Below are 20443 nucleotides of genomic sequence, written 5' to 3' on the forward strand. Positions count from 1 at the left end.
CCCCCTGGATTCGGGAAGGGGCGGGATTGGGGAGCCCCCGGCAAGGTCGGCCTGGACGTGCAGGGAACCGCGTCGTAGCGTCGAGCCGAGCCGTACCTGACTACCAGCGCTAGTTAAGTCCTCCGGAGGCCCCCATGCCGCTGCCGCCCTTCGACCCCGCCGACCCCCTCGGCATCGACGACCTGCTCACCCCGGAGGACCTCGCGGTGCGCGACACCGTCCGCGCCTGGGCCACCGACCGCGTCCTGCCGCACATCGCCGAGTGGTACGAGAGCGGCGAGCTCCCGGCGATCAGGGAGCTCGCCCGGGAGCTCGGCTCGATCGGGGCGCTCGGCATGTCGCTCACGGGCTACGGCTGCGCGGGCGCGAGCGCCGTCCAGTACGGGCTCGCCTGCCTGGAGCTGGAGGCCGCCGACTCCGGCATCCGCTCCCTCGTCTCCGTACAGGGCTCGCTCGCGATGTACGCGATCTGGAAGTACGGCTCCGAGGAGCAGAAGCAGCGGTGGCTGCCGGGGATGGCCGCGGGCGAGACCATCGGCTGCTTCGGGCTCACCGAGCCCGACCACGGCTCCGACCCCGCCGCCATGCGCACGTACGCGAAGAAGGACGGGACGGACTGGGTCCTGACCGGGCGCAAGATGTGGATCACCAATGGGTCGGTCGCGGGAGTCGCCGTGGTCTGGGCGCAGACCGACGACGGGATCCGCGGCTTCGCCGTACCCACCGACGCCCCGGGCTTCTCCGCGCCGGAGATCAAGCACAAGTGGTCGCTGCGCGCCAGCGTCACCAGCGAGCTCGTCCTGGACGAGGTGCGGCTCCCCGCCGACGCGGTGCTGCCGGGGGTGACCGGCCTCAAGGGCCCGCTCGGCTGTCTCACGCACGCCCGCTACGGCATCGTCTGGGGCGCGATGGGCGCGGCCCGCGCCTGCTTCGACGCGGCCGTCGACTACGCGAAGTCCCGCGAACAGTTCGGCAGGCCCATCGGCGGCTTCCAGCTCACCCAGGCCAAGCTCGCCGACATGGCGGTCGAGCTCCACAAGGGCGTCCTGCTCGCGCACCACCTCGGGCAGCGCATGGACGCGGGACGGCTCAGGCCCGAGCAGGTCAGCTTCGGGAAGCTCAACAACGTACGGGAAGCGATCGAGATCTGCCGCACCTCGCGCACGATCCTCGGCGCCAACGGGATCTCCCTCGAGTACCCGGTGATGCGGCACGCCACGAACCTCGAATCGGTGCTCACCTACGAGGGCACCGTCGAGATGCACCAGTTGGTGCTCGGCAAGGCGCTCACCGGACTCGACGCGTTCCGGTGAGGCCCCGCCTCAGCTCTGGTTGAAGAAGCCGTCGGCCCGGCGCCCCGGACCTTCCCCGCTGACGATCTCCGTGTGGGCGGGGGTCAGCAGGAAGACCCGGTGCGCCACCCGGTCGATCGACCCGCGCAGGCCGAAGACGAGCCCGGCCGCGAAGTCCACGACGCGCTTGGCGTCGCCCGCCTCCATCGACGTCAGGTTCACGATGACGGGCACGCCGTCGCGGAACAGCTCGCCGATGCCGCGGGCGTCGCGGAAGCTGTCCGGCGTGATCGTGCCGATCCGCGCGCCCTTCTCCTCGGCCGCGTCCGACGCCACCTTCACGCGCGGGTCCGTGACCCAGGCCTCGGCGGCCTCGGGGCCATCGGCCCCGTCGTCTTCGTAGCCGTCGTAGTAACGCTCGTCGTTGTTGTCGTCGACGAGGCCAAGCCAGGCACTCGCCTTGCGCACCGATCCCATGGACGCCTCCTCTCGCAGCGGTTTCCCTGAGTTCCGCACCCCTATGGTCGTCCATGATGCGGATGGTGCGCCAAGGGGATAGCCGCCGCGCGGGGGTTTCGTGACGGTACTGGTGCACAGTCGGCGGGCCGACGCACGTGCTGTCGCAAGGGGATTGCCGTGCACGGCTGCTGACAGAGAGTGAAATATGATTCTTCGCGGCGTATGGGTGACGGCTGGTGCGTCCGGGTGATCGGATCGGTCGATACCATGCAGGAGTTCGGTCCCGGGGCATCGTCGTGGTGCTGCTGTGGTGTCGTCGAAAGACCGTCAGCACGCATCGCGCCCACGCTTCTTGACCACGCATCGCACTCATCAGGTGCACGGGGGAGTCGTCTTGTTCGGAATCGTCAGGCCCTGCAGCCATCGCCTAGGCGAGGGGCTCAAGACCCAGTGGATGGCGCATCTGTGCGGGTTGTGTCTCGCGCTGCGCGGTGACCACGGGCAGTTCGCGCGCGTCGTGACCAACTACGACGGGCTCATCATCTCCGTTCTGACGGAGGCTCAGGCCGAGCAGACGACGGGGTGGCGGCGCACCGCGGGGCCCTGCCCGCTGCGCGGTATGCGCACCGCGTCGGTGGCGCAGGGCGAGGGGGCGCGGCTCGCCGCCGCCGTCTCGCTCGTCCTGGCCTCCGCGAAGGTGCGCGACCACGTCGTCGACGGCGACGGCATCCTCGCCCGCAAGCCGGTCGCCGCCGCGGCGCGCCGGGTCGCCGGACGGTGGGACCGGGCGGGCGCCCGCACCGGCGCCGACGTCGGCTTCGACACGGCGGTCCTGCTCGACGCCGTCGAACGGCAGGAGGGCATCGAGGCCTTGGCCGGCCCCGGCACGCCCCTGCTCACCGTCACCGAGCCGACCGAGACCGCGACCGCCGCGGCCTTCGCGCACACCGCGCTCCTCGCGGGCCGGCCCGGCAACGCGGAGCCGCTCGCCGAGGCCGGCCGGCTCTTCGGCAGGCTCGCGCACCTCCTCGACGCCGTGGAGGACCGGCGGGCCGACGCCGAGGCGGGCGCCTGGAACCCGATCACGGCCACCGGCACCACGGCCGCCGAGGCGCGACGGCTCGCCGACGACGCCCTGCACGGCATCCGGCTCGCCCTGAACGAGGTGCGGTTCACCGACGCCAAGCTTGCGCACTTCCTGCTGGTGCACGAGCTCGGCCGCTCGGTGGACCGGGCCTTCGGCACCACCTCGTGCGGGCACGCGCCGCACGAGGTGAGCGGGGCGGCGGGGCACGAGGTGACCGCGTACGACGGATCGGGTTCGGGGTCGGGTTCGGGATCCGGTTCGGGGTACGCCGCGTGGGGGTCCGGGCCCTACGGGGACGGGTCCTCGCACGGGGCCGGTAACCACGGGGGTGACGCGTACGGCGGCGGGGGCTACGGGGGGTCCGGCGGCGGGAATTACGGCGGGGCCGGTGGGTCCGGTGGGTGGGGCGGTGAGCCGTCGAAGCCCCGGCGCGGCTTCTGGGCCGGGTGCGCCGCCGCGATCGGCCTGTTCTGCACCTGCCGGATGTGCTGCGCCAAGGAGTACGAGGGCCCCTGGTCCCGGAAGAAGCGCAAGGGCGCCTGCCGGGACGCGGACTGCTGCGACTGCTGTGACTGCTGCTCGTGCTGCGACTGAGGACACAGCGCCGCTCGGGCCGCGGCGCCGCAAGCCCCCGGGGTGACGTTCCGTCAGTCCGTGATCTCGGGTGGTGAGATCCGGGACTCGGTGATCGCCGACCCCCGCGTGCCCCACTTCTTCAGGATGCGGTCGTACGTCCCGTCCTTGATCAGCTGATTCACCGCCGCCTGGAACGCGGGCGCCAGCTTCGTGCCCTTCTTGAACGCGAAGCCCACGTCCAGGCGGTGGAACTCACCGAGGAACTTCAGGCCCCGCTGCTGCTTCACCGCGTACCGCAGGCCGTTGATGGTCGACATCACCACATCGGCGCGGCCCTGCTGGAGCGCACCCCAGATCGCGCCCTGCTCGGTGTACGTCTTCACGCTGTACGGCTTCTTGCCCGCGTCCTCGCACACGTGCTTGTTGTCCTCGAGGGTCACCTCGAACGTGGTGCCCGCGCCGGTCGCCACGTTCAGGCCGCAGAGCTGACGGAAGTCCGTGACCTTCTTCAGCTTGCTGTCGTCGCGGACGGCGAAGCCCTGGCCGTCGTTGATGTACGTGACGAAGTCGATGGTCTTCCTGCGCTCCTCGGTGACGCCGAAGTTGCCGGTGCCCAGGTCGTACTTGCCGCTGTCGAGGGACGGCAGGATCGCCTCGAAGCTCGCGGTCTCGCGCTTCAGGCGCAGGCCGAGCGCCCTGGCGACGGCGTCGGCGAAGTCGATGTCCTGGCCGACGACGGTTCTGCCGTCCTCCAGATAGGCGGAGCCCGGTGGGGTGCCGCCGACGCTGGTGGCGATTCTGAGGGTGCCGCGCTCACGGACGTCGGGCGGCAGCAGGCCCGCCGCCTTCCCGTTCTTCTTGACCGACGACACCACGTCCGTCGTCGGCAGCTTTGCGCTCCCGCCCGCGGGCGCCGCGCCCGCCGCGTTGTCGGTGGAGTCGCCGGAGCCGCACGCGGTGAGCGCGAGCGCGGCGGCGGTGATCAGGGCGAAGGCGGACAGGGACGTGCGGGACGTGCGCATGGCGTGACGTTCTCCGGTGCTGTGAGGCAGGGGTGAAGGACGGGCGAGGTGAGGCGAGGGGAGGGGTGGCCGCGTACACGGACGTGCGTGAGGGCGGGACAAGGGCGCGCGGGTGCGCGGGAGGAGCGGGGCTGCACGGAAGTGCCGGAGAACGTGAGACGACCGGTCCGGATCGTGGAACGGCTGGGCGCGGATGGGCATCGCGCCCGGCAGCGCGGGGTGGCGGTCGGCTCAGAAGTGCATCAACACGACGCCGACCACACGCGACCGAAGTCGATGTGGGAGCGCTTGACCAGCCACTGCTGCGGATGCATGAGCACAAGTGGAACAGGCATCCGTTTCCGCGTCAACTGCGTTGAGACGTACGGCTCATATTCTGGACGGATGCGTGGGACGGCTCCTGGGTCGGCCTTGACAGCGGGCGCGACGTGCCACGTAGTCTCCATGAGCGGACCCGTGCTGAGGGGCTCGGTCCGTGCGGGCCGGTCGGCCCCCTGTGGCTCGCGTGGTTCACGCGGCGTATGTGAAGGCACCGTTCGCACCATCGGAGCCCTCGCATGTCATCCGACGCCCTCGCCAAGGTGGCCGTCCGCCGCCCCGACCCGCCCGGGGACGACCCCGCCGAACCCCGCATCGTGCCCCGGCGCCACCTCGGCCAGTGGACGGCCGCCGCCGTCGTCCTCGTGGCCCTCGCCCTCGCCGCGAACTCCGTGGCCCGCAACGAGGCCTTCCAGTGGGGCGTCGTCGGCGACTACTTCACCACCGCGTCCGTGCTGCGCGGCCTGTGGCTCACGCTGTGGCTGACCGGCGCCGTGATGGCGCTCGGCTTCGCGCTCGGCACCCTGCTCGCGCTCGGCAGACTCTCCGCCAACCCCGTGCTGCGCTCGGTCAGTTGGGGCTACGTCTGGTTCTTCCGGTCGATGCCGATCCTGGTGCAGCTGCTCTTCTGGTTCAACATCGGCGCGCTGTACCCGACGCTGTTCGGCGTCAAGACCGTCGACCTGCTCGGGCCCGTCACCATCGCCGTCGTCGGGCTCACGCTGCACGAGGCCGCGTACGCCGCCGAAGTCGTGCGCGGCGGCATCCTCTCCGTCGACCGCGGGCAGGTCGAGGCCGCGCAGTCGCTCGGGCTCGGCCGGTGGCGCCGCTTGTGGCGGATCGTGCTCCCGCAGGCCATGCGCTCGATCGTGCCTCCGGCCGGGAACATGCTCATCGGCACGCTCAAGGGCACCTCGATCGTCAGCGTCATCGCCGTACAGGACCTGCTGTACTCCGTGCAGTTGGTGTACCACCGCACCTACCAGGTCATCCCGCTGCTCCTCGTCGCCACCCTCTGGTACGTCGTCGTCACGTCCGTGCTCAGCGTCGGCCAGTACTACGTGGAGAAGCACTACGCGCGCGGCTCGGAGCGGGCCCGATGAGCACCCCGTCGGCGGTGGCGCCCTCCCTGGTCATCGTCGGGGCGGGCCCGCGCGCCACCGGACTCCTCGAACGCGTCGCCGCCAACGCCCCGTCCCTGTACGCGGACGCCCGGCTCGACATCCACCTGGTCGACCCCTACCCGCCGGGGCCCGGGCGGATCTGGCGCGAGGAGCAGTCGCCGCTGCTCTGGATGAACTCGCACGCCCAGGACGTCACGATGTTCACCGACGACACGGTGGAGGTGGCGGGCCCCGTCCTGCCGGGGCCCGCGCTGCACGAGTGGGCCGGCGTCGAGGGCCGGCGGTTCGCCGGACGGCAGACCCAGGGCGCGTATCTGCGCTGGGTGTACGAGAAGGCCGTGGCCGACCTGCCGCCCGGCATCGCCGTCCACCACCACGCGCGGCGCGCCCTGCGCCTGACCGGGCCGCGGGCGGGCCGCCAGCAGGTGTGGCTTGAGGGCCGCGCCCGCCCGCTCCTCGGCGACCTCGTGATCCTCGCCCAGGGCCATCTGGACGCCGAACTCGACGACGAACAACGGCACTTGGCCCGCTACGCGCGGCGCCACGGACTCGTCCACCTGCCGCCCGACTTCACCGCCGACAGCGACCTCGGCGCGCTCGAAGGAGGCGCCCCCGTCCTCGTACGCGGCTTCGGGCTCGCCTTCGTCGACCTGATGGTGCTCCTGACGGAAGGGCGGGGCGGGCGCCACGACGGCGACACCTATGTGCCGTCGGGGCGCGAGCCGGTCCTGTACGTCGGATCGCGGCGCGGCGTGCCGTACCACTCCAAGATCGGCTACACCTGGGACGACGGGGAACGGCCGCCGCTGCCGCGCTACTTGGGGCCCGCGCAGATCGACGAGCTGCTCGCCAGGCCGGGAGGGTTCGACTTCGGGCGCGACGTGTGGCCGCTCGTCGAGAAGGAGCTGGGCTTCGCCCACTACCACCGCCTGTTCGGCGCCCACCCCGACCGCACCACCACCGCCTGGGCGGACTTCGACGAGAAGTACGCGGCCTGCCCGCCCGGCAGCCCCGAGCTCGCCGCCCTGGTCAGCTCCGCCGTGCCCGACCCCGCCGACCGCCTCGACCTCACCGCGCTCGACCACCCCCTGGACGGCGTCCGCCACACCTCGTACGAAGGCCTCCAGGACGGTCTGCGCGCCTATGTCACCGCCGACCTCGCCCGCCGCCACGACCCCGCGCACAGCCCCGACCTCGCCGTGTTCCTCGGCCTGCTCTCCGTCTACGGCCAGCTGGTGCGGCTCGGCGACATCGGGCCCTGGTGGCACGGGTACTTCAGCTACCTCGCGTCCGGCCCTCCGGGGCCGCGCCTGCGGCAGCTGCTCGCGCTCTCGCGGGCCGGAGTCGTGCGGTTCCTCGGCGCCGACATGCGCGTCGAGGCGCGCGACGGGGTGTTCCGGGCGACGAGCGCCACCGTGCCGGGCCGGCACGTCGAGGCCCGCGCGCTCGTCGAGGCCCGGCTCCCGCAGCCCACGCTGGCCCGCACCCGCGACCCGCTCCTGCGCGCCCTGCACGACGAGGGCGTCGCCGAGACCCCCGACGGCCTGCTCGCCGTCGACCCCTCCGACGGCCGCGTCCGGGACCGCGCGGGCAGCCCGCACCCGCGGCGGTTCGCGCTCGGCCCGGGCACCGACGCGCGCGGCGCCGGGGCCTTCACCCGGCCGCGCACCAACAGCCCGTCCTTCCGGCAGAACGACGCCACCGCGCGCGCCGTCCTCACCTTCCTGAAAGGGGCACAGCGATGACCGCAACGCCCTCCGGCGGCGGCACCCTGCACCTGGCCGCCGCCATCGACAAGCCCGGCGCCCACGACGCCGCGCCCTACCGGGAGCTCGCGCTGCTCGCCGAGCGCGGTGCCCTCGACTTCGTGACGCTCGGCGACTCCTTCGCGCGGCACGGGCTCGACGCGCTCGCCGTGCTCTCCCGGATCGCGCCCGCCACCGGCCGCATCGGCCTCGTGCCGACGGTGACCACCACGCACACCGAGCCCTTCCACGTCCAGGCCGCCGTGGCCACGCTCGACTGGGTCAGCCACGGCCGCGCGGGCTGGACGGTCGACGTGTCGACGACCGCGGCCGAGGCGAAGCTGTTCGGGCGGCGCAGGGCGGCGTCGCGCGACGCGCTGTGGCGCGAGGCGGGCGAGGTGACCGATGTCGCTCGGCGCCTGTGGGACAGCTGGGAGGACGACGCCGAGATCCGGGACGTGCCGACCGGGCGCTTCATCGACCGGGACAAGCTGCACTACGTCGACTTTCAGGGCACGGACTTCTCCGTGCGCGGCCCTTCGATCGTGCCGCGCCCGCCGCAGGGCCACCCGGTGGTCGTGGTCGACGCCACCGCGGAGCACTCCCGCGACACGGCCGTCCGGCACGCGGACGTGGCCCTGGTGCGGGCGGCGAGCCCCGCACAGGCGGGCGCCGCACGGGCCGAGCTGCACCGGCGCGCCGCCGGTGCCGGCCGCGACCCGGGCGAGCTGCGGGTGCTCGCCGCGCTCGTCGTCGACCTCGGCGGCGGCGAGTGCGCGGCGCAGCCGGGACACGGCGGCGGCCCGCTGCCCACCGCCGACGGGCCGCTGTACCGCGGCGGCCCCGTCGACCTCGCCGAACTCATCGCCGCCTGGCACGCGTCGGGTGCCGTCGACGGCTTCCACCTCACGCCCGTCGAGCCGCGCCGCGACCTTGAGCGCCTGGTCAACGGCACCGTCTCGCTGCTCCAGCACCGCGGCCTCTTCCGCACCTTCTACCCGGGCACCACGCTCCGGGAGCACCTGGGCCTCGCCCGGCCCGCCAACCGCTACGCCGACGCGACTGCGGGAGACCCGTCATGACCCAGCGCACGCACCGCACGCCCCCCACGCACCGTACGCACCGTACGCAGCCTTCACGGGGGAAGAAGCAGATCCACCTCGCCGCCCACTTCCCGGGCGTCAACAACACCACCGTGTGGGCCGACCCCCGCTCGCACTCGCAGATCGAGTTCTCGTCCTTCGAGCATCTGGCCCGCACCGCCGAGCGCGGCCTGTTCGACTTCTTCTTCCTCGCCGAGGGGCTCAGGCTGCGTGAGCACAAGGGCCGCATCCACGACCTGGACGTCGTCGGCAGGCCCGAGTCGCTCACCGTCCTGAGCGCGCTCGCCGCCGTCACCGAACGGCTCGGCCTCGCCGCCACCGTCAACGCGACCTTCAACGAACCCTACGAACTCGCCCGCAGGCTCGCCTCCCTCGACCACCTCAGCGGCGGCCGCGCCGCCTGGAACGTCGTCACGTCGTCGGACGCCTTCACCGGCGAGAACTTCCGGCGCGGCGGCTATCTGGACCGCGCCGACCGGTACACCCGCGCCGCCGAGTTCGTCGCCACCGCGCGGGAGCTGTGGGACTCCTGGACGCCCGGCGGCCCCGACGGCTCGCCCGGGGAGCCGCGGCCGTTCGCCCACCAGGGGCAGCACTTCGACATCGCGGGGGAGTTCGGCGTGCCGCGCTCGCCGCAGGGGCACCCGGTGGTGATCCAGGCGGGCGACTCGTCCGACGGCCGGGAGTTCGCCGCGTCCGCCGCCGACGTCATCTTCACGCGGCACGGCACCCTGGAGGCGGGCCGGGAGTTCTACGCGGACGTCAAGGGCCGGCTCGCGGCGTACGGGCGCGCGCCGGACGACCTCAAGATCATGCCGGGCGTGACCCTCGTGCTCGGCGACACCGCGGCCGAGGCCCAGGAGCGCGCCATCGAGATCCGCCGCCAGCAGGTCTCCCCGCAGAACGCCATCCTCGCCCTGGAGCAGGTGTGGGGCGTCGACCTGTCCGCGTACGACCCGGACGGGCCGCTGCCCGACATCGACCCGGACCCGGAGTCGACGCTCGTCCAGGGCCGCGTGAAGGTCGGCGACCCGTTCGCCGTGGCGGAGAAGTGGCGTGCCCTCTCCCGCGCCAAGGGCCTGTCCCTCCACCAGACCGTCATCGAGACGACCGGGCGGCAGTCGTTCATCGGCACGCCCGCCGCCGTCGCCGAGCAGCTCGACGCGTTCGTCCAGGCGGACGCGGCCGACGGCTTCATCCTGATCCCGCACCTGACGCCGGGCGGGCTCGACGAGTTCGTCGAACGGGTGGTGCCGCTGCTCCAGGAGCGCGGCGCGTTCCGCACGGAATACGAGGGCGCGACGCTGCGCTCACATCTCGGGCTGCCCGAGCCCGTAGCGAAGGGTTGATCAACATGAGCACGACGGAAGGCACCGGGGGCCCGGACGCCGAGGCCCGCGAGCAGGCGGCGCACGACTGGAAGCAGTGGCACGAACAGCGCACGGCGACCGTCTCCGCGCCCTACGGCCCGCTGTCCCTCACCGGTACGCACTGGCTCGCCGACCACCCGGACGGCACGCTCCCCGGCCTGCCGGGCCACTGGGCGGAGGACGGCGACGCCCTCGTCCTGACCGCGGCCGCGGCGGACGGCCTCACCCTCGACGGGCAGCCCCTGACCGGCGAGGCCCGCCTCACCGCCGACCCGGGCCCGGTCACCGCGGCCCGGCTCGCGCTCGGCGAGCGGCGCCTGGTCGTGCTGCGCCGCGAAGGCCTGTGGGCGGTGCGCGACTTCGACCCGGACGCGCCGGCGCGCCGCGCGTTCCGGGGCATCGAGGCCACCGCGTACGACCCGGACTTCGCGGTCGAGGGCCGCTTCACCCCGTACGCGCAGGACCGCACCGTCCAGGTCGCCAACGCCGACGGCGTGGCGCGCGGGCTCGGGCTCGGTGGTGAACTCGCCTTCCGGCTCGGCGGGCAGGACCACACCCTCCAGGTGACCGTCGAGGGCGACGGCTCGCTGTGGGCCGTCTTCGCCGACGCGACCAGCGGCACCTCCAGCTACCGCTTCCGCTTTCTGCGGCCCGCCGCGCCCGACGCCGAAGGACGCACGACGGTCGACCTCAACCGCGCCCTGCTGCCGCCTTGCGCGTTCGCCGACCACTTCATCTGCCCCTTCCCGCCGCCCGGCAACACCCTCACCGCCGAGATCGCCGCGGGCGAACGGAACCTTCTCGGCCGCTGACACGTCGGACGGGTGCCGATGATCCAGGAGCCCCGGTGGCGTACGACAGGTACGGAGCCCACCGGGGCTGCTGGGTGTGCGGTGGTATCCGGCCAAGTTGGCGGGCGGCGGCCCCTTGTGCGGTGCGACGGCGGCCCCCAATACTCCCGTGCAGCGCTTGTCAGGGGCACGGCGTAACCGGAATGCGTCCCGCCCTTTGGCTGCGCCTCACGGGCCCCATCCCACAGGGCCCCCTGACTTCCCCTCGGGAGGAACCAGCAGTGAGGATCAAGCGCACCACCCCCCGCAGCGGTATATCGAGACACTCCCGCACCCTCGCCGTCGCGGCCGGGCTCGTGGCCGCCGCCGCGCTCGCCGTGCCCGCCGCCAACGCGGACGAGGCGTCGTCGCGGACGTACAGCGCCGCCGACCTGACGGCGGCGAGCGACGCCGTGCTCGCCGCGGACGTGGCAGGCACCGCCTGGGGCGTCGACGCGAAGACCAAGCAGGTCGTCGTCACCGCCGACAGCACGGTCTCCAAGGCCGAGATCGCCGAGCTGAAGCAGGCGGCGGGCGGCAACGCGGGCGCCCTGAAGATCGAGCGCACGGCCGGGAAGTTCCAGAAGTACATCTCCGGCGGCGACGCCACGTACGCCGACAGCTGGCGCTGCTCGCTCGGCTTCAACGTCCGCAACGGCAGCACCTACTACTTCCTCACCGCCGGGCACTGCACCGACGGCGCGGGCACGTGGTGGGCCAACTCGTCGAAGACGACCGTGCTCGGTACGACGTCGGGCTCCAGCTTCCCCGGCAACGACTACGGCATCGTCCGGTACACGAACAGCTCCATCACCAAGTCCGGGACCGTCGGCAGCCAGGACATCACGCGCGCCGCCGACCCGACCGTCGGCCAGAACGTGACGCGCCGCGGCTCCACCACCGGCACGCACTCCGGCCGCGTGACCGCCCTGAACCAGACCGTCAACTACGGCGGCGGTGACGTCGTGAGCGGCCTGATCCGGACCACCGTCTGCGCCGAGCCCGGCGACAGCGGCGGCCCGCTCTACGCCGGCACCACGGCGCTCGGCCTGACCTCCGGCGGCAGCGGCAACTGCTCGTCCGGCGGCACGACGTTCTTCCAGCCGGTCACCGAGGCGCTGCGCGCGTACAACGTCAGCGTGTACTGATCGCTCGTCAGCTCCCACTGACCCGCGCACGGCCAGCAGCCACGAGCCCCCGCCCCACTCACGGGCGGGGGCTCGCCCTTGGGTGGAGCGCGCGTTACCTTCGTACTGCATGCCCTATTCGCCCCATGCTGACCTTGGGGGGCCGTCGTGGTCGAGGAGCTGGTGACGGCGGGTGCGGTCGTCGCGTCTGCCGGAGTGGTGTGTCTGTTGGCGGCGGCACGCGTCGTCAAGCAGTACGAACGGGGCGTGGTGCTGCGCCTCGGGCGGTTGCAGCGGGCGGTGCGCGGGCCGGGGTTCACGATGATCGTGCCGTTCGTGGACCGGATGCGCAGAGTCAACATGCAGATCGTGACGATGCCCGTGCCCGCGCAGGACGGGATCACCCGGGACAACGTCACGGTGCGGGTCGACGCCGTCATCTACTTCAAGGTGGTGGACGCGGCGGAGGCCGTCGTGCAGGTGGAGGACTACCGCTTCGCGGTCTCGCAGATGGCGCAGACCTCGCTGCGGTCCATCATCGGCAAGAGCGACCTGGACGACCTGCTCTCGAATCGCGAGAAGCTCAACCAGGGCCTGGAGCTGATGATCGACAGCCCCGCCATCGGCTGGGGCGTGCAGATCGACCGCGTCGAGATCAAGGACGTATCGCTGCCGGAGACGATGAAGCGCTCCATGGCGCGCCAGGCCGAGGCCGACCGCGAGCGCCGCGCCCGGGTCATCAACGCCGACGCCGAACTCCAGGCCTCCAAGAAGCTCTCGGAGGCGGCCAAGGAGATGTCCGAACAGCCCGCCGCCCTCCAACTGCGCCTGCTGCAGACCGTCGTGGCCGTCGCCGCCGAGAAGAACTCCACCCTCGTCCTGCCCTTCCCCGTCGAACTCCTCCGCTTCCTGGAGCGGGCGCAGGCGGGGCCGTCACCCGCCGAGCCGACCGCACTGCCGGAAAGTCTGTCGGAGAACCGGCCGGAAGGCTTGCCGGAAAGCGGAGTTGGGCGTTCAGAAATCGGCGGAGCCGAGGCTTCCGACACCCCGGAAACGTAGGGATCAGGACAGGACTAGTCCTCACCCGCTGCCCATCACCCCCTCGCACGCGGTGTTTGCAACGGGGACGGGCTCGGGGACGACGTGGTGTGATCGCCCTCTGTGAACGGGCCGGGAGCGCCCGGCCGTTGTCGGGCGCGCGTCCCGAAGTAGACCTTGTGTGCGGCCTGTGGGCCTGGGAATAGTGGGCCGCGTCCTATTGGCATGGACGCGGCTTTCCCAGCGTGGCACCTCCATGCGCATCCATCGATCGACCGGCCGGGGTCCCCACACCCCACCGGATCGAACCCCCCACAGGAGGACGTGAGTTGACGCACCGACGCATACCCAGACGACGTGCTGCCCTGGCCGGCGCGGGTGTGGCGGCGCTCATCGCCGCCGGAATCACCTTGCAGACTGCGAACGCCGACGAGGGTGACTCGACGCCCACGCCGGACACCCTCTCGGTCGCGCAGGCCGGAAAGCTCGCCTCCTCGCTCGACAAGGAGCTCGGCGCGGACGGCGCGGGCACCTACTACGACGCGAAGGCCAAGCAGCTCGTCGTGAACGTGCTCGACGTCAGCGCCGCGAAGACGGTCGAGTCGGCGGGCGGCAAAGCGAGGGTCGTCGAGAACTCCCTCGCGGAGCTGAAGAGCGCCCGCGCCGCGCTCACCGACAAGGCGTCGATCCCCGGCACCTCCTGGGCCACCGACCCGGCCACCAACAAGGTCGTGGTGACCGCGGACCGCACCGTCAAGGGCGCGGACCTCGCGAAGCTCGACAAGGTCGTGAAGGGGCTCGGCGGCAAGGTCGAACTCCAGCGCTCCAAGGGGGAGTTCAAGCCCCTCATCGCGGGCGGCGACGCCATCTGGGGCCAGGGCAGCCGCTGCTCCCTCGGCTTCAACGTGGTCAAGGACGGCGCCCCGCACTTCCTGACGGCGGGCCACTGCACGGAGGCCGTCTCCAACTGGTCCGACAAGCAGGGCGGCCAGCCCATCGGCGAGAACGCGGGCTCCAGCTTCCCCGACAACGACTACGGCATCGTCAAGTACTCCGGCGACACCGCCCACCCGAGCGAGGTGAACCTCTACAACGGCAGCACGCAGAAGATCACCAAGGCGGGCGAGGCCACCGTCGGCCAGCAGGTGCAGCGCAGCGGTTCCACCACGCAGGTGCACGACGGCAAGGTCACGGGCCTGGACGCCACCGTGAACTACGGCAACGGCGACGTCGTGAACGGGCTCATCCAGACCGACGTGTGCGCCGAGCCCGGTGACAGCGGCGGCGCGCTCTTCGCGGGCGACACGGCGCTCGGCCTGACCTCCGGCGGCAGCGGTGACTGCTCCTCCGGCGGCGAGACCTTCTTCCAGCCGGTGCCGGAGGCCCTGCAGGCCTTCGGTGCGGAAATCGGCTGACGCTTGGTTCGACGCTCCGCGGGCCCCGGAAACCTCTCGGTTTCCGGGGCCCTTCGCTATTCCTTCATTCCCTTCGGAGGGTTTTTCGGAAGCAGGTTGAATAATTCGGCTTCCCTGAATTTCCATAGGGTGACGCGCGTAGATTGATGTGTGATGCGCAGGTTGATCGGGCGGGTGACCTTGAGAAGCAAGGCTGTGCGCCGCCATGACCTTGCATGTGGCGCACATCTCAATGTGGGTGACATGCCCGTGTTTGCCCGTTTATGAGGGCCTTGAATGTTGCGCGGTTGTAAATCCCCGCAGCATTCCTGAAATGCTTTCCGTGGAGGATTTGCAAAGGCGCCGTACCGCTGGCTCTAATGTTCCGCATGCAAGGTGCTTTCCGCCGGGACCGACTCGGCATGGCCGCGCTGTGCGTGGTCGTCTTCTTCGTGCTGCTCGCCCTCGCCGCGCCGCTCGTCGCCGCGCTCTACGGCAAGAACCCGACCGAGCACTACGGCCAGAACGAGCCGGGGCTGCTCAGCCCCGAGGGCCTGCCGGTGCTGCCCAACGGCGGCATGTCCGGCGACTTCTGGTTCGGCCTCGAGCCCGGCCTCGGGCGCGATGTGTTCACCCAGCTCCTGTACGGCATCCGCACCTCGCTGCTCGTCGCCGGGGCGTCCGTCGCCCTCATCGCCGTACTCGGTGTCGTCCTCGGCGTGACCGTCGGCTACCTCAGCGGCCTCGCCGACCGGGTCTTCACGTTCGTCTGCAACGTGCTGCTCGCCTTCCCCACGCTGCTGCTCTTCCTCGCCCTGAGCCCCATCGTGCAGACCCGCTTCGTGGGGCCCGGCGAGAGCGAGCCCGCCTGGATGCAGTTCACCGTCCTCGTCCTGATCTTCGCGGCGTTCGGCTGGGTGCCCCTCGCGATGATGCTGCGCACCACCGTCCGCTCCCTGCGCGAGCGGGAGTTCGTCGAGGCCGCGCGGGCCGTGGGCGCGTCCCGCCGCCACATCGTGCTGCGCGAACTGCTCCCCAACGTCTGGGCGCCCGTCCTCGTGCACATCACGATCGCCCTGCCCGGCGTCGTCACCGCCGAGGCCGCCCTGTCCTTCCTCGGCGTGGGCATCAGCGAGCCCATCCCCGACTGGGGCCGGATGATCGCCCGCGGCTCCGAGGTCTTCTACGACGACCCGACCTACATGGCCTTCCCCGGCGTGACGATCCTGCTCTTCGTCCTCGCCTTCAACCTGCTCGGCGACTGTGTGCGGGACGCGCTCGACCCCCGTACCCGCCGCTGACGCGCCCTCGGCGCCACCTCTCGTACCGCTTCTTCCGCGACCTCGCGCACCACCTCGCGCGCGGCCTTCACCCCGTCCCACCCGTAACGGAGTTCACCATGCCCAGGATCACCTCACGCGCCGTGGCCGTGCCCGTCGCCGCCGCATCCGCCCTGCTCGTGCTGTGCTCCTGCTCGGCCGGCGCGGGCTCCAAGGGCGACGGGGCCGCGCCCAAGGAGGAGGCCGACCTGGTCGCCGGGGTCGGCAGCGCCAAGGACAGCGCGGGCCCGGCCCCCGCGGTCGAGGGCGCCCGCGAGGGCGGCACCATCCGCGTCGCCAACCTGCGCGACTACGGCCACCTCGACCCGCAGAAGATCTACGCGGGCGAGACCTACAACACCTCCCTGCTGTGGGGCCGCCAGCTCACCCAGTACCAGGTCGTCGACGGCAAGCCGAAGCTGGTCGGCGACCTCGCCACCGACATCGGCAAGGCCTCCGACGGCGGCCGGACGTGGACGTACAAGCTCAAGGACGGCATCGCCTGGGAGGACGGCAAGCCGATCACCTCGAAGCACGTCAAGTACGGCATCGAGCGCACCTTCGCGCCCGGCTTCGAGGTCGGCCCGCCCTACTGGCCGCAGTGGCTCACCGGCAAGCCCGACCTCGCCCAGGCCCGCAAGGTCTACGGCGGCCCCAAGAAGGACGGCGACTTCGACCGCATCGAGACGCCCGACGCGAAGACCATCGTCTTCCGCTTCCACAAGCCGCAGTCCGACGTGCCGTTCATGGCCGCCCAGTCCTCCTCGTCGCCGGTCCGCCCCGACAAGGACACCGGCACCCGCTACGACCTCAAGCCCTTCGCGACCGGCCCCTACCGGATCGTCGAGCACCGGCAGAACCAGTCGCTGACCCTGGAGAAGAACCCGCACTGGAAGGCGGACACCGACCCGATCCGCCACCAGTACGCCGACAAGTTCGAGTTCACCTTCGAGAAGAAGGAGCTCAACACCGCCCAGGAGATCCTCAACGGGCGCGGTGGCGGCGCCGCCACCGTCACCACCAAGAACGAGTTCCCGCCCGAGCTGATCGGCGAGGCGAACCGCGACCCGAAGAAGAAGGCCCTGATCGTCGACGGGCGGCGCGGCGCGTTCTCCTCCCACCTGGTGATCAGGAACGACCGGGTCGCCGACCTGGAGGTCCGCAAGGCCATCCACTACCTCTTCCCGCGCCGGCAGGCCCGCCAGGCGCTCGGCGGCCCGCGCGTCGGCGACATCGCCACCACCTACTCCTCGCCCGCGATCGTCGGCTGGCAGAAGTACGACACCAACCCGGTGGCGCCGACCGGTGACATCAAGAAGGCCAAGGAGCACCTGGCCAAGGCCGAGAAGCCGGTCAAGCGCCTCAGCTACGCCTACGAGGCCACCGCCGTCAACGACCGCATGGCCCAGGTCCTCGTCGACGCCTTCGCCAAGGCCGGCATCGAGCTCGTCACCAAGCCGCTGCCGCTGCCCGCGTACACCAACGAGGTGCTGCGCGGCGCCGACCCGAAGTACGACCTGTGGCTGTCCACTTCGTCCGTGGACTGGCCGACCCCGGCCACCGGCGTCCCGTACCGCTTCGACAGCCGCCGCGACACCCTCGACAACGACCCGCGCTACCAGAACCCGGCCGTCGACAAGGAGCTCGACCGCATCGCCAAGACCGGCGACGCGACGAAGAAGGCCAAGGAGCTCATCGCCCTCGAGAAGAACACGATCATGAAGGACGTGCCGCTCGTGCCGTTCCTGCACCAGCGCGTCCAGCAGGTGCGCGGCGCCGATGTCGGCGGCGCCTTCATCCACCCGATCTACGGCACCATCAGCCCCGCCTGGCTGTACCTGAAGAAGTCCTGACCCATGCTCGCCTACGTCATCCGACGGGCGCTGCAGGCGGTCCTGGTGCTCCTCGCGATCTCCGCGACCGCCTTCGCGCTGTTCTACGCCGCGCCGTCCGACCCGGCCGTGATCGCCTGCGGCCCCAAGTGCGACGCCACCCAGATCGCCGCCGTGCGCGACAGCATGGGCCTGGACGAGCCGGTCCTCGCGCAGTACGCCGACTACGTGCGCGGCCTGTTCGCGGGCCGCACCATCGCGGACGTCGACGGCACCCCGATCGCCTGCGACGCGCCCTGCCTCGGCTACTCCTACGCGCTGCACGAGCCGGTGCGCGCCGCGATCACCAGCCGGTTCCCGGTCACCCTGTCGCTCGCGGGCGGCGCGCTCGCGGTCATCCTCGTCGCGGGCGTCGGCGCGGGCTTCGTGTCCGCGCTGCGCCGCGGGCGCCCCGCCGACCGGCTCCTGTCCGGCTTCACCCTGGTCGGGGCCAGCGTGCAGATCTACTTCCTCGGCTACGCGCTCCAGTACCTGCTCGTGTACCAGACCGGCTGGTTCGCGCTGCCCGGCTACACCGCGCCGGGCGAGGACCCCGGCGCCTGGTTCGCCGGGATGCTGCTTCCCTGGCTGGTGCTCGGCTTCGTCAACGCCGCCGTGTTCGCCCGGCTCTCCCGCGCCCAGATGCTGGAGGTCATGCACGAGGGGTACGTGCGCACCGCGCGCGGCAAGGGCCTCAGCCCGCTGCGCGCCCATCTGAAGTACACCTCGCGCGGTGCCGCGGCGCCGCTGGTGCAGCTCCTCGGCCTGGAGGTGGGCGCGCTGCTCGGCGGCGCGTTCATCACCGAGACCGTGTTCGGGCTCAGCGGCGTCGGCAAGCTCGCCGTGGACGCGGTGGTCCAGAACGACCTGCCGACCGTCGTCGGCACCGTGCTGCTCGCCGCCTTCTTCGTCGTGGTGTTCGTCGCCGACCTCGTGGTCGCGTGGCTCGATCCGAGGGTGAGGCTCGCATGACCGCTCCTGATCCGACAGCCGCCGCTGATCCGGCAGCCGCTGTCGCTCCGGTGGCTCCCGCTCTGCGCGTACGCGACCTGAGTGTGACCTTCACCGGGCCGCGCGGCGCCGTCACCGCCGCCGAGGGCGTCACCTTCGACCTGGCGCGCGGCGAAGTGCTCGGCCTGGTGGGGGAGTCAGGCTCGGGCAAGTCCACCGTGGGCCTGGCCGCGATGGGCCTGCACGACCCGGCGCGGACCCGCGTCACCGGCAGCGTCCAGGTCGGCGGCACGCAGGTCGTCGGCGCGTCCGAGGCGGAGCTGCGCGCGCTGCGCGGCTCCCGGGTGGCGATGGTGTTCCAGGACGCCCTCGCCGCCCTGTCCCCCTTCCACTCGGTGGGTGCGCAGCTCGCCGAGGCCTACCGCATCCACCACCGGGGCGCGTCCCGCGGGGAGGCCCGCGACCGGGCCGCCGACATCCTGGAGCGGGTCGGCATCACCGCCGCCCGCGCCCGGGACTACCCGCACCAGTTCTCCGGCGGCATGCGCCAGCGCGTGATGATCGCGATGGCGCTGATCAACAGCCCGGACGTGCTGATCGCGGACGAGCCCACGACCGCGCTCGACGCCCGCGTCCAGCGCCAGGTCCTCGACCTGCTCGACGAGCTGCGGCAGGAGCACGGCACCGCCGTCGTCCTGGTCACCCACGACGTGGGCGTGGTCGGACACACCACCGACCGCGTCCTCGTCATGCGCGACAGCCGGCAGCTGGAGCTGGGGCCGACCGGGCGGGTCCTCACCGCCCCCGAACACCCCTACACCCGCGCCCTGATCGGCGCGGCCCCCACCCTCACCACCGTCCCCGGCACCCGCCTGCCCACGGTCGACGAACCCGACCCCAAGCCGCGCACCGCCGCCCGGGCCCTGGTCGCACCCCCCGAGCGCCCCCTCGCCGAAGTCACCGACCTGCGCGTGGAGTTCGGGGGCGGCCGCACCCTGCTCGGGCGGCGCCGCGAGCCCGCCCGCGCGGTACGCGGCATCAGCCTCGCCGTGCGCGAGGGCGAGACCCTCGGCCTCGTCGGCGAGTCCGGGTCGGGGAAGTCCACCACGGCCCGGGTGCTCGCCGGGCTCCAGCGGCCGACCGCGGGCGAGGTCCGCTTCGCCGGCCGCGACATCTCCGGCGCCGCCGGGTCCGCGGCGCTGCGCCGGGAGCTCAGCCGCGAGGTGCAGCTGGTCTTCCAGGACCCGTACGCCTCGCTGAACCCGCGGCGCACCGTCCAGGAGATCGTCACCACACCGCTGCGCGTCCACACCCGGGCGAGCTCCGCCGAGCGCCGCGAGCGCGCGGCCGAACTCCTCGAACAGGTCGGCCTGTCCGCCGACCACCTGGACCGCTACCCGCACGAGTTCTCCGGCGGCCAGCGCCAGCGCGGCATCGCCCGTGCCCTGGCCCTGCGCCCGCGCCTGATCATCGCCGACGAGCCGGTGTCCGCGCTCGACGTCTCCGTACAGGCGCAGGTCCTCAACCTCCTGATGGACCTGCGCGACGAGCTCGGGCTCTCGCTGCTCTTCGTCTCGCACGACCTGGCCGTCGTACGGCACTTCTGCGACCGGGTCGCGGTGATGCGCCACGGCGAGATCGTCGAGACCGGGACCCGCGAGGAGATCTTCGACCGGCCGGGCGCCGCGTACACGCGCGACCTGCTCGCCGCCGTGGTCTGACCGGACCTTCCCGGTCCACCGCCCCGTGGAGGGGGCGGGGCGGCGGACCGGGTTCCCCAACGGCGGTGCCCCGCCCACCTGCACCAGGTGGGCGGG

The 20443-nt window shown here is 72.1% G+C and carries 16 protein-coding genes; 14 read left to right on the plus strand and 2 right to left on the minus strand.

All coding sequences use genetic code 11. The features are described from left to right. Nucleotides 1–134: 134 nt before the first annotated feature. A complete protein-coding gene (locus tag ACFWZ5_RS36660; RefSeq protein WP_384805635.1) occupies nucleotides 135–1313 on the plus strand; it encodes an acyl-CoA dehydrogenase family protein in 1179 nt (392 codons plus the stop codon). A gap of 9 nt (nucleotides 1314–1322) precedes the next feature. On the opposite strand, the gene ACFWZ5_RS36665 is transcribed toward ACFWZ5_RS36660, so the two are convergent. Continuing rightward, nucleotides 1323–1769 (minus strand): cell division protein SepF, encoded by a 447-nt coding sequence (locus ACFWZ5_RS36665; RefSeq protein ID WP_384805637.1) that lies wholly within the window; start codon nucleotides 1767–1769, stop codon nucleotides 1323–1325. 376 nt (nucleotides 1770–2145) lie between these two features. On the opposite strand from ACFWZ5_RS36665, the gene ACFWZ5_RS36670 reads away from it, so the two are divergent. Continuing rightward, nucleotides 2146–3432, plus strand: coding sequence for a DUF5685 family protein (locus ACFWZ5_RS36670; protein ID WP_384805639.1), 1287 nt, complete (start codon nucleotides 2146–2148; stop codon nucleotides 3430–3432). Nucleotides 3433–3485: 53 nt separating this feature from the next. Here ACFWZ5_RS36670 and ACFWZ5_RS36675 read toward each other — a convergent pair whose 3' ends face one another. Continuing rightward, nucleotides 3486–4436 carry an ABC transporter substrate-binding protein gene (locus tag ACFWZ5_RS36675; RefSeq protein ID WP_384891852.1) on the minus strand — a complete coding sequence of 317 codons (951 nt, stop codon included), beginning with the start codon at nucleotides 4434–4436 and terminating at the stop codon, nucleotides 3486–3488. Nucleotides 4437–4993: 557 nt separating this feature from the next. Here ACFWZ5_RS36675 and ACFWZ5_RS36680 point away from each other — a divergent pair. The 12 genes from ACFWZ5_RS36680 to ACFWZ5_RS36735 all read left to right on the plus strand — a co-directional run bounded on the left by ACFWZ5_RS36680 (nucleotide 4994) and on the right by ACFWZ5_RS36735 (nucleotide 20347). Further along, nucleotides 4994–5857 (plus strand): amino acid ABC transporter permease, encoded by an 864-nt coding sequence (locus ACFWZ5_RS36680; RefSeq protein WP_384805643.1) that lies wholly within the window; start codon nucleotides 4994–4996, stop codon nucleotides 5855–5857. Next, nucleotides 5854–7623 (plus strand): FAD/NAD(P)-binding protein, encoded by a 1770-nt coding sequence (locus tag ACFWZ5_RS36685; RefSeq protein ID WP_384891855.1) that lies wholly within the window; start codon nucleotides 5854–5856, stop codon nucleotides 7621–7623. Before ACFWZ5_RS36680 ends, ACFWZ5_RS36685 begins: the two co-directional genes overlap by 4 nt. After that, nucleotides 7620–8705: an LLM class flavin-dependent oxidoreductase gene (locus ACFWZ5_RS36690; RefSeq protein ID WP_384805686.1), complete on the plus strand. Its 1086-nt coding sequence runs from the start codon at nucleotides 7620–7622 to the stop codon at nucleotides 8703–8705. The genes ACFWZ5_RS36685 and ACFWZ5_RS36690 overlap by 4 nt, the downstream gene beginning before the upstream one ends. Further along, a complete protein-coding gene (locus tag ACFWZ5_RS36695; protein WP_384805684.1) occupies nucleotides 8702–10075 on the plus strand; it encodes an NtaA/DmoA family FMN-dependent monooxygenase in 1374 nt (457 codons plus the stop codon). Before ACFWZ5_RS36690 ends, ACFWZ5_RS36695 begins: the two co-directional genes overlap by 4 nt. Before the next feature lie 5 nt (nucleotides 10076–10080). Next, nucleotides 10081–10908 (plus strand): DUF1684 domain-containing protein, encoded by an 828-nt coding sequence (locus tag ACFWZ5_RS36700; RefSeq protein ID WP_384805682.1) that lies wholly within the window; start codon nucleotides 10081–10083, stop codon nucleotides 10906–10908. 260 nt (nucleotides 10909–11168) lie between these two features. Further along, nucleotides 11169–12074: a S1 family peptidase gene (locus tag ACFWZ5_RS36705; protein WP_384805681.1), complete on the plus strand. Its 906-nt coding sequence runs from the start codon at nucleotides 11169–11171 to the stop codon at nucleotides 12072–12074. A gap of 147 nt (nucleotides 12075–12221) precedes the next feature. After that, complete coding sequence (locus ACFWZ5_RS36710) at nucleotides 12222–13112, plus strand: slipin family protein (protein ID WP_384891858.1); 891 nt, start codon at nucleotides 12222–12224, stop codon at nucleotides 13110–13112. A gap of 308 nt (nucleotides 13113–13420) precedes the next feature. Beyond that, the gene (locus ACFWZ5_RS36715) at nucleotides 13421–14506 is read left to right on the plus strand and encodes a S1 family peptidase (RefSeq protein ID WP_384797019.1); all 1086 of its coding nucleotides are present in this window, start codon (nucleotides 13421–13423) and stop codon (nucleotides 14504–14506) included. Between the two features lie 368 nt (nucleotides 14507–14874). Then, nucleotides 14875–15786, plus strand: a complete 912-nt coding sequence (locus ACFWZ5_RS36720) for an ABC transporter permease (protein WP_384797016.1) — start codon at nucleotides 14875–14877, stop codon at nucleotides 15784–15786. A gap of 98 nt (nucleotides 15787–15884) precedes the next feature. Continuing rightward, complete coding sequence (locus ACFWZ5_RS36725) at nucleotides 15885–17657, plus strand: ABC transporter substrate-binding protein (protein ID WP_384797013.1); 1773 nt, start codon at nucleotides 15885–15887, stop codon at nucleotides 17655–17657. Between the two features lie 3 nt (nucleotides 17658–17660). Next, complete coding sequence (locus tag ACFWZ5_RS36730; protein WP_384797010.1) at nucleotides 17661–18647, plus strand: ABC transporter permease; 987 nt, start codon at nucleotides 17661–17663, stop codon at nucleotides 18645–18647. After that, complete coding sequence (locus ACFWZ5_RS36735; protein WP_384797007.1) at nucleotides 18644–20347, plus strand: dipeptide ABC transporter ATP-binding protein; 1704 nt, start codon at nucleotides 18644–18646, stop codon at nucleotides 20345–20347. The genes ACFWZ5_RS36730 and ACFWZ5_RS36735 overlap by 4 nt, the downstream gene beginning before the upstream one ends. Nucleotides 20348–20443: the final 96 nt, after the last annotated feature.

This window comes from Streptomyces sp. NPDC059003, from assembly GCF_042740445.1.
Classification (GTDB): Bacteria; Actinomycetota; Actinomycetes; order Streptomycetales; family Streptomycetaceae; genus Streptomyces.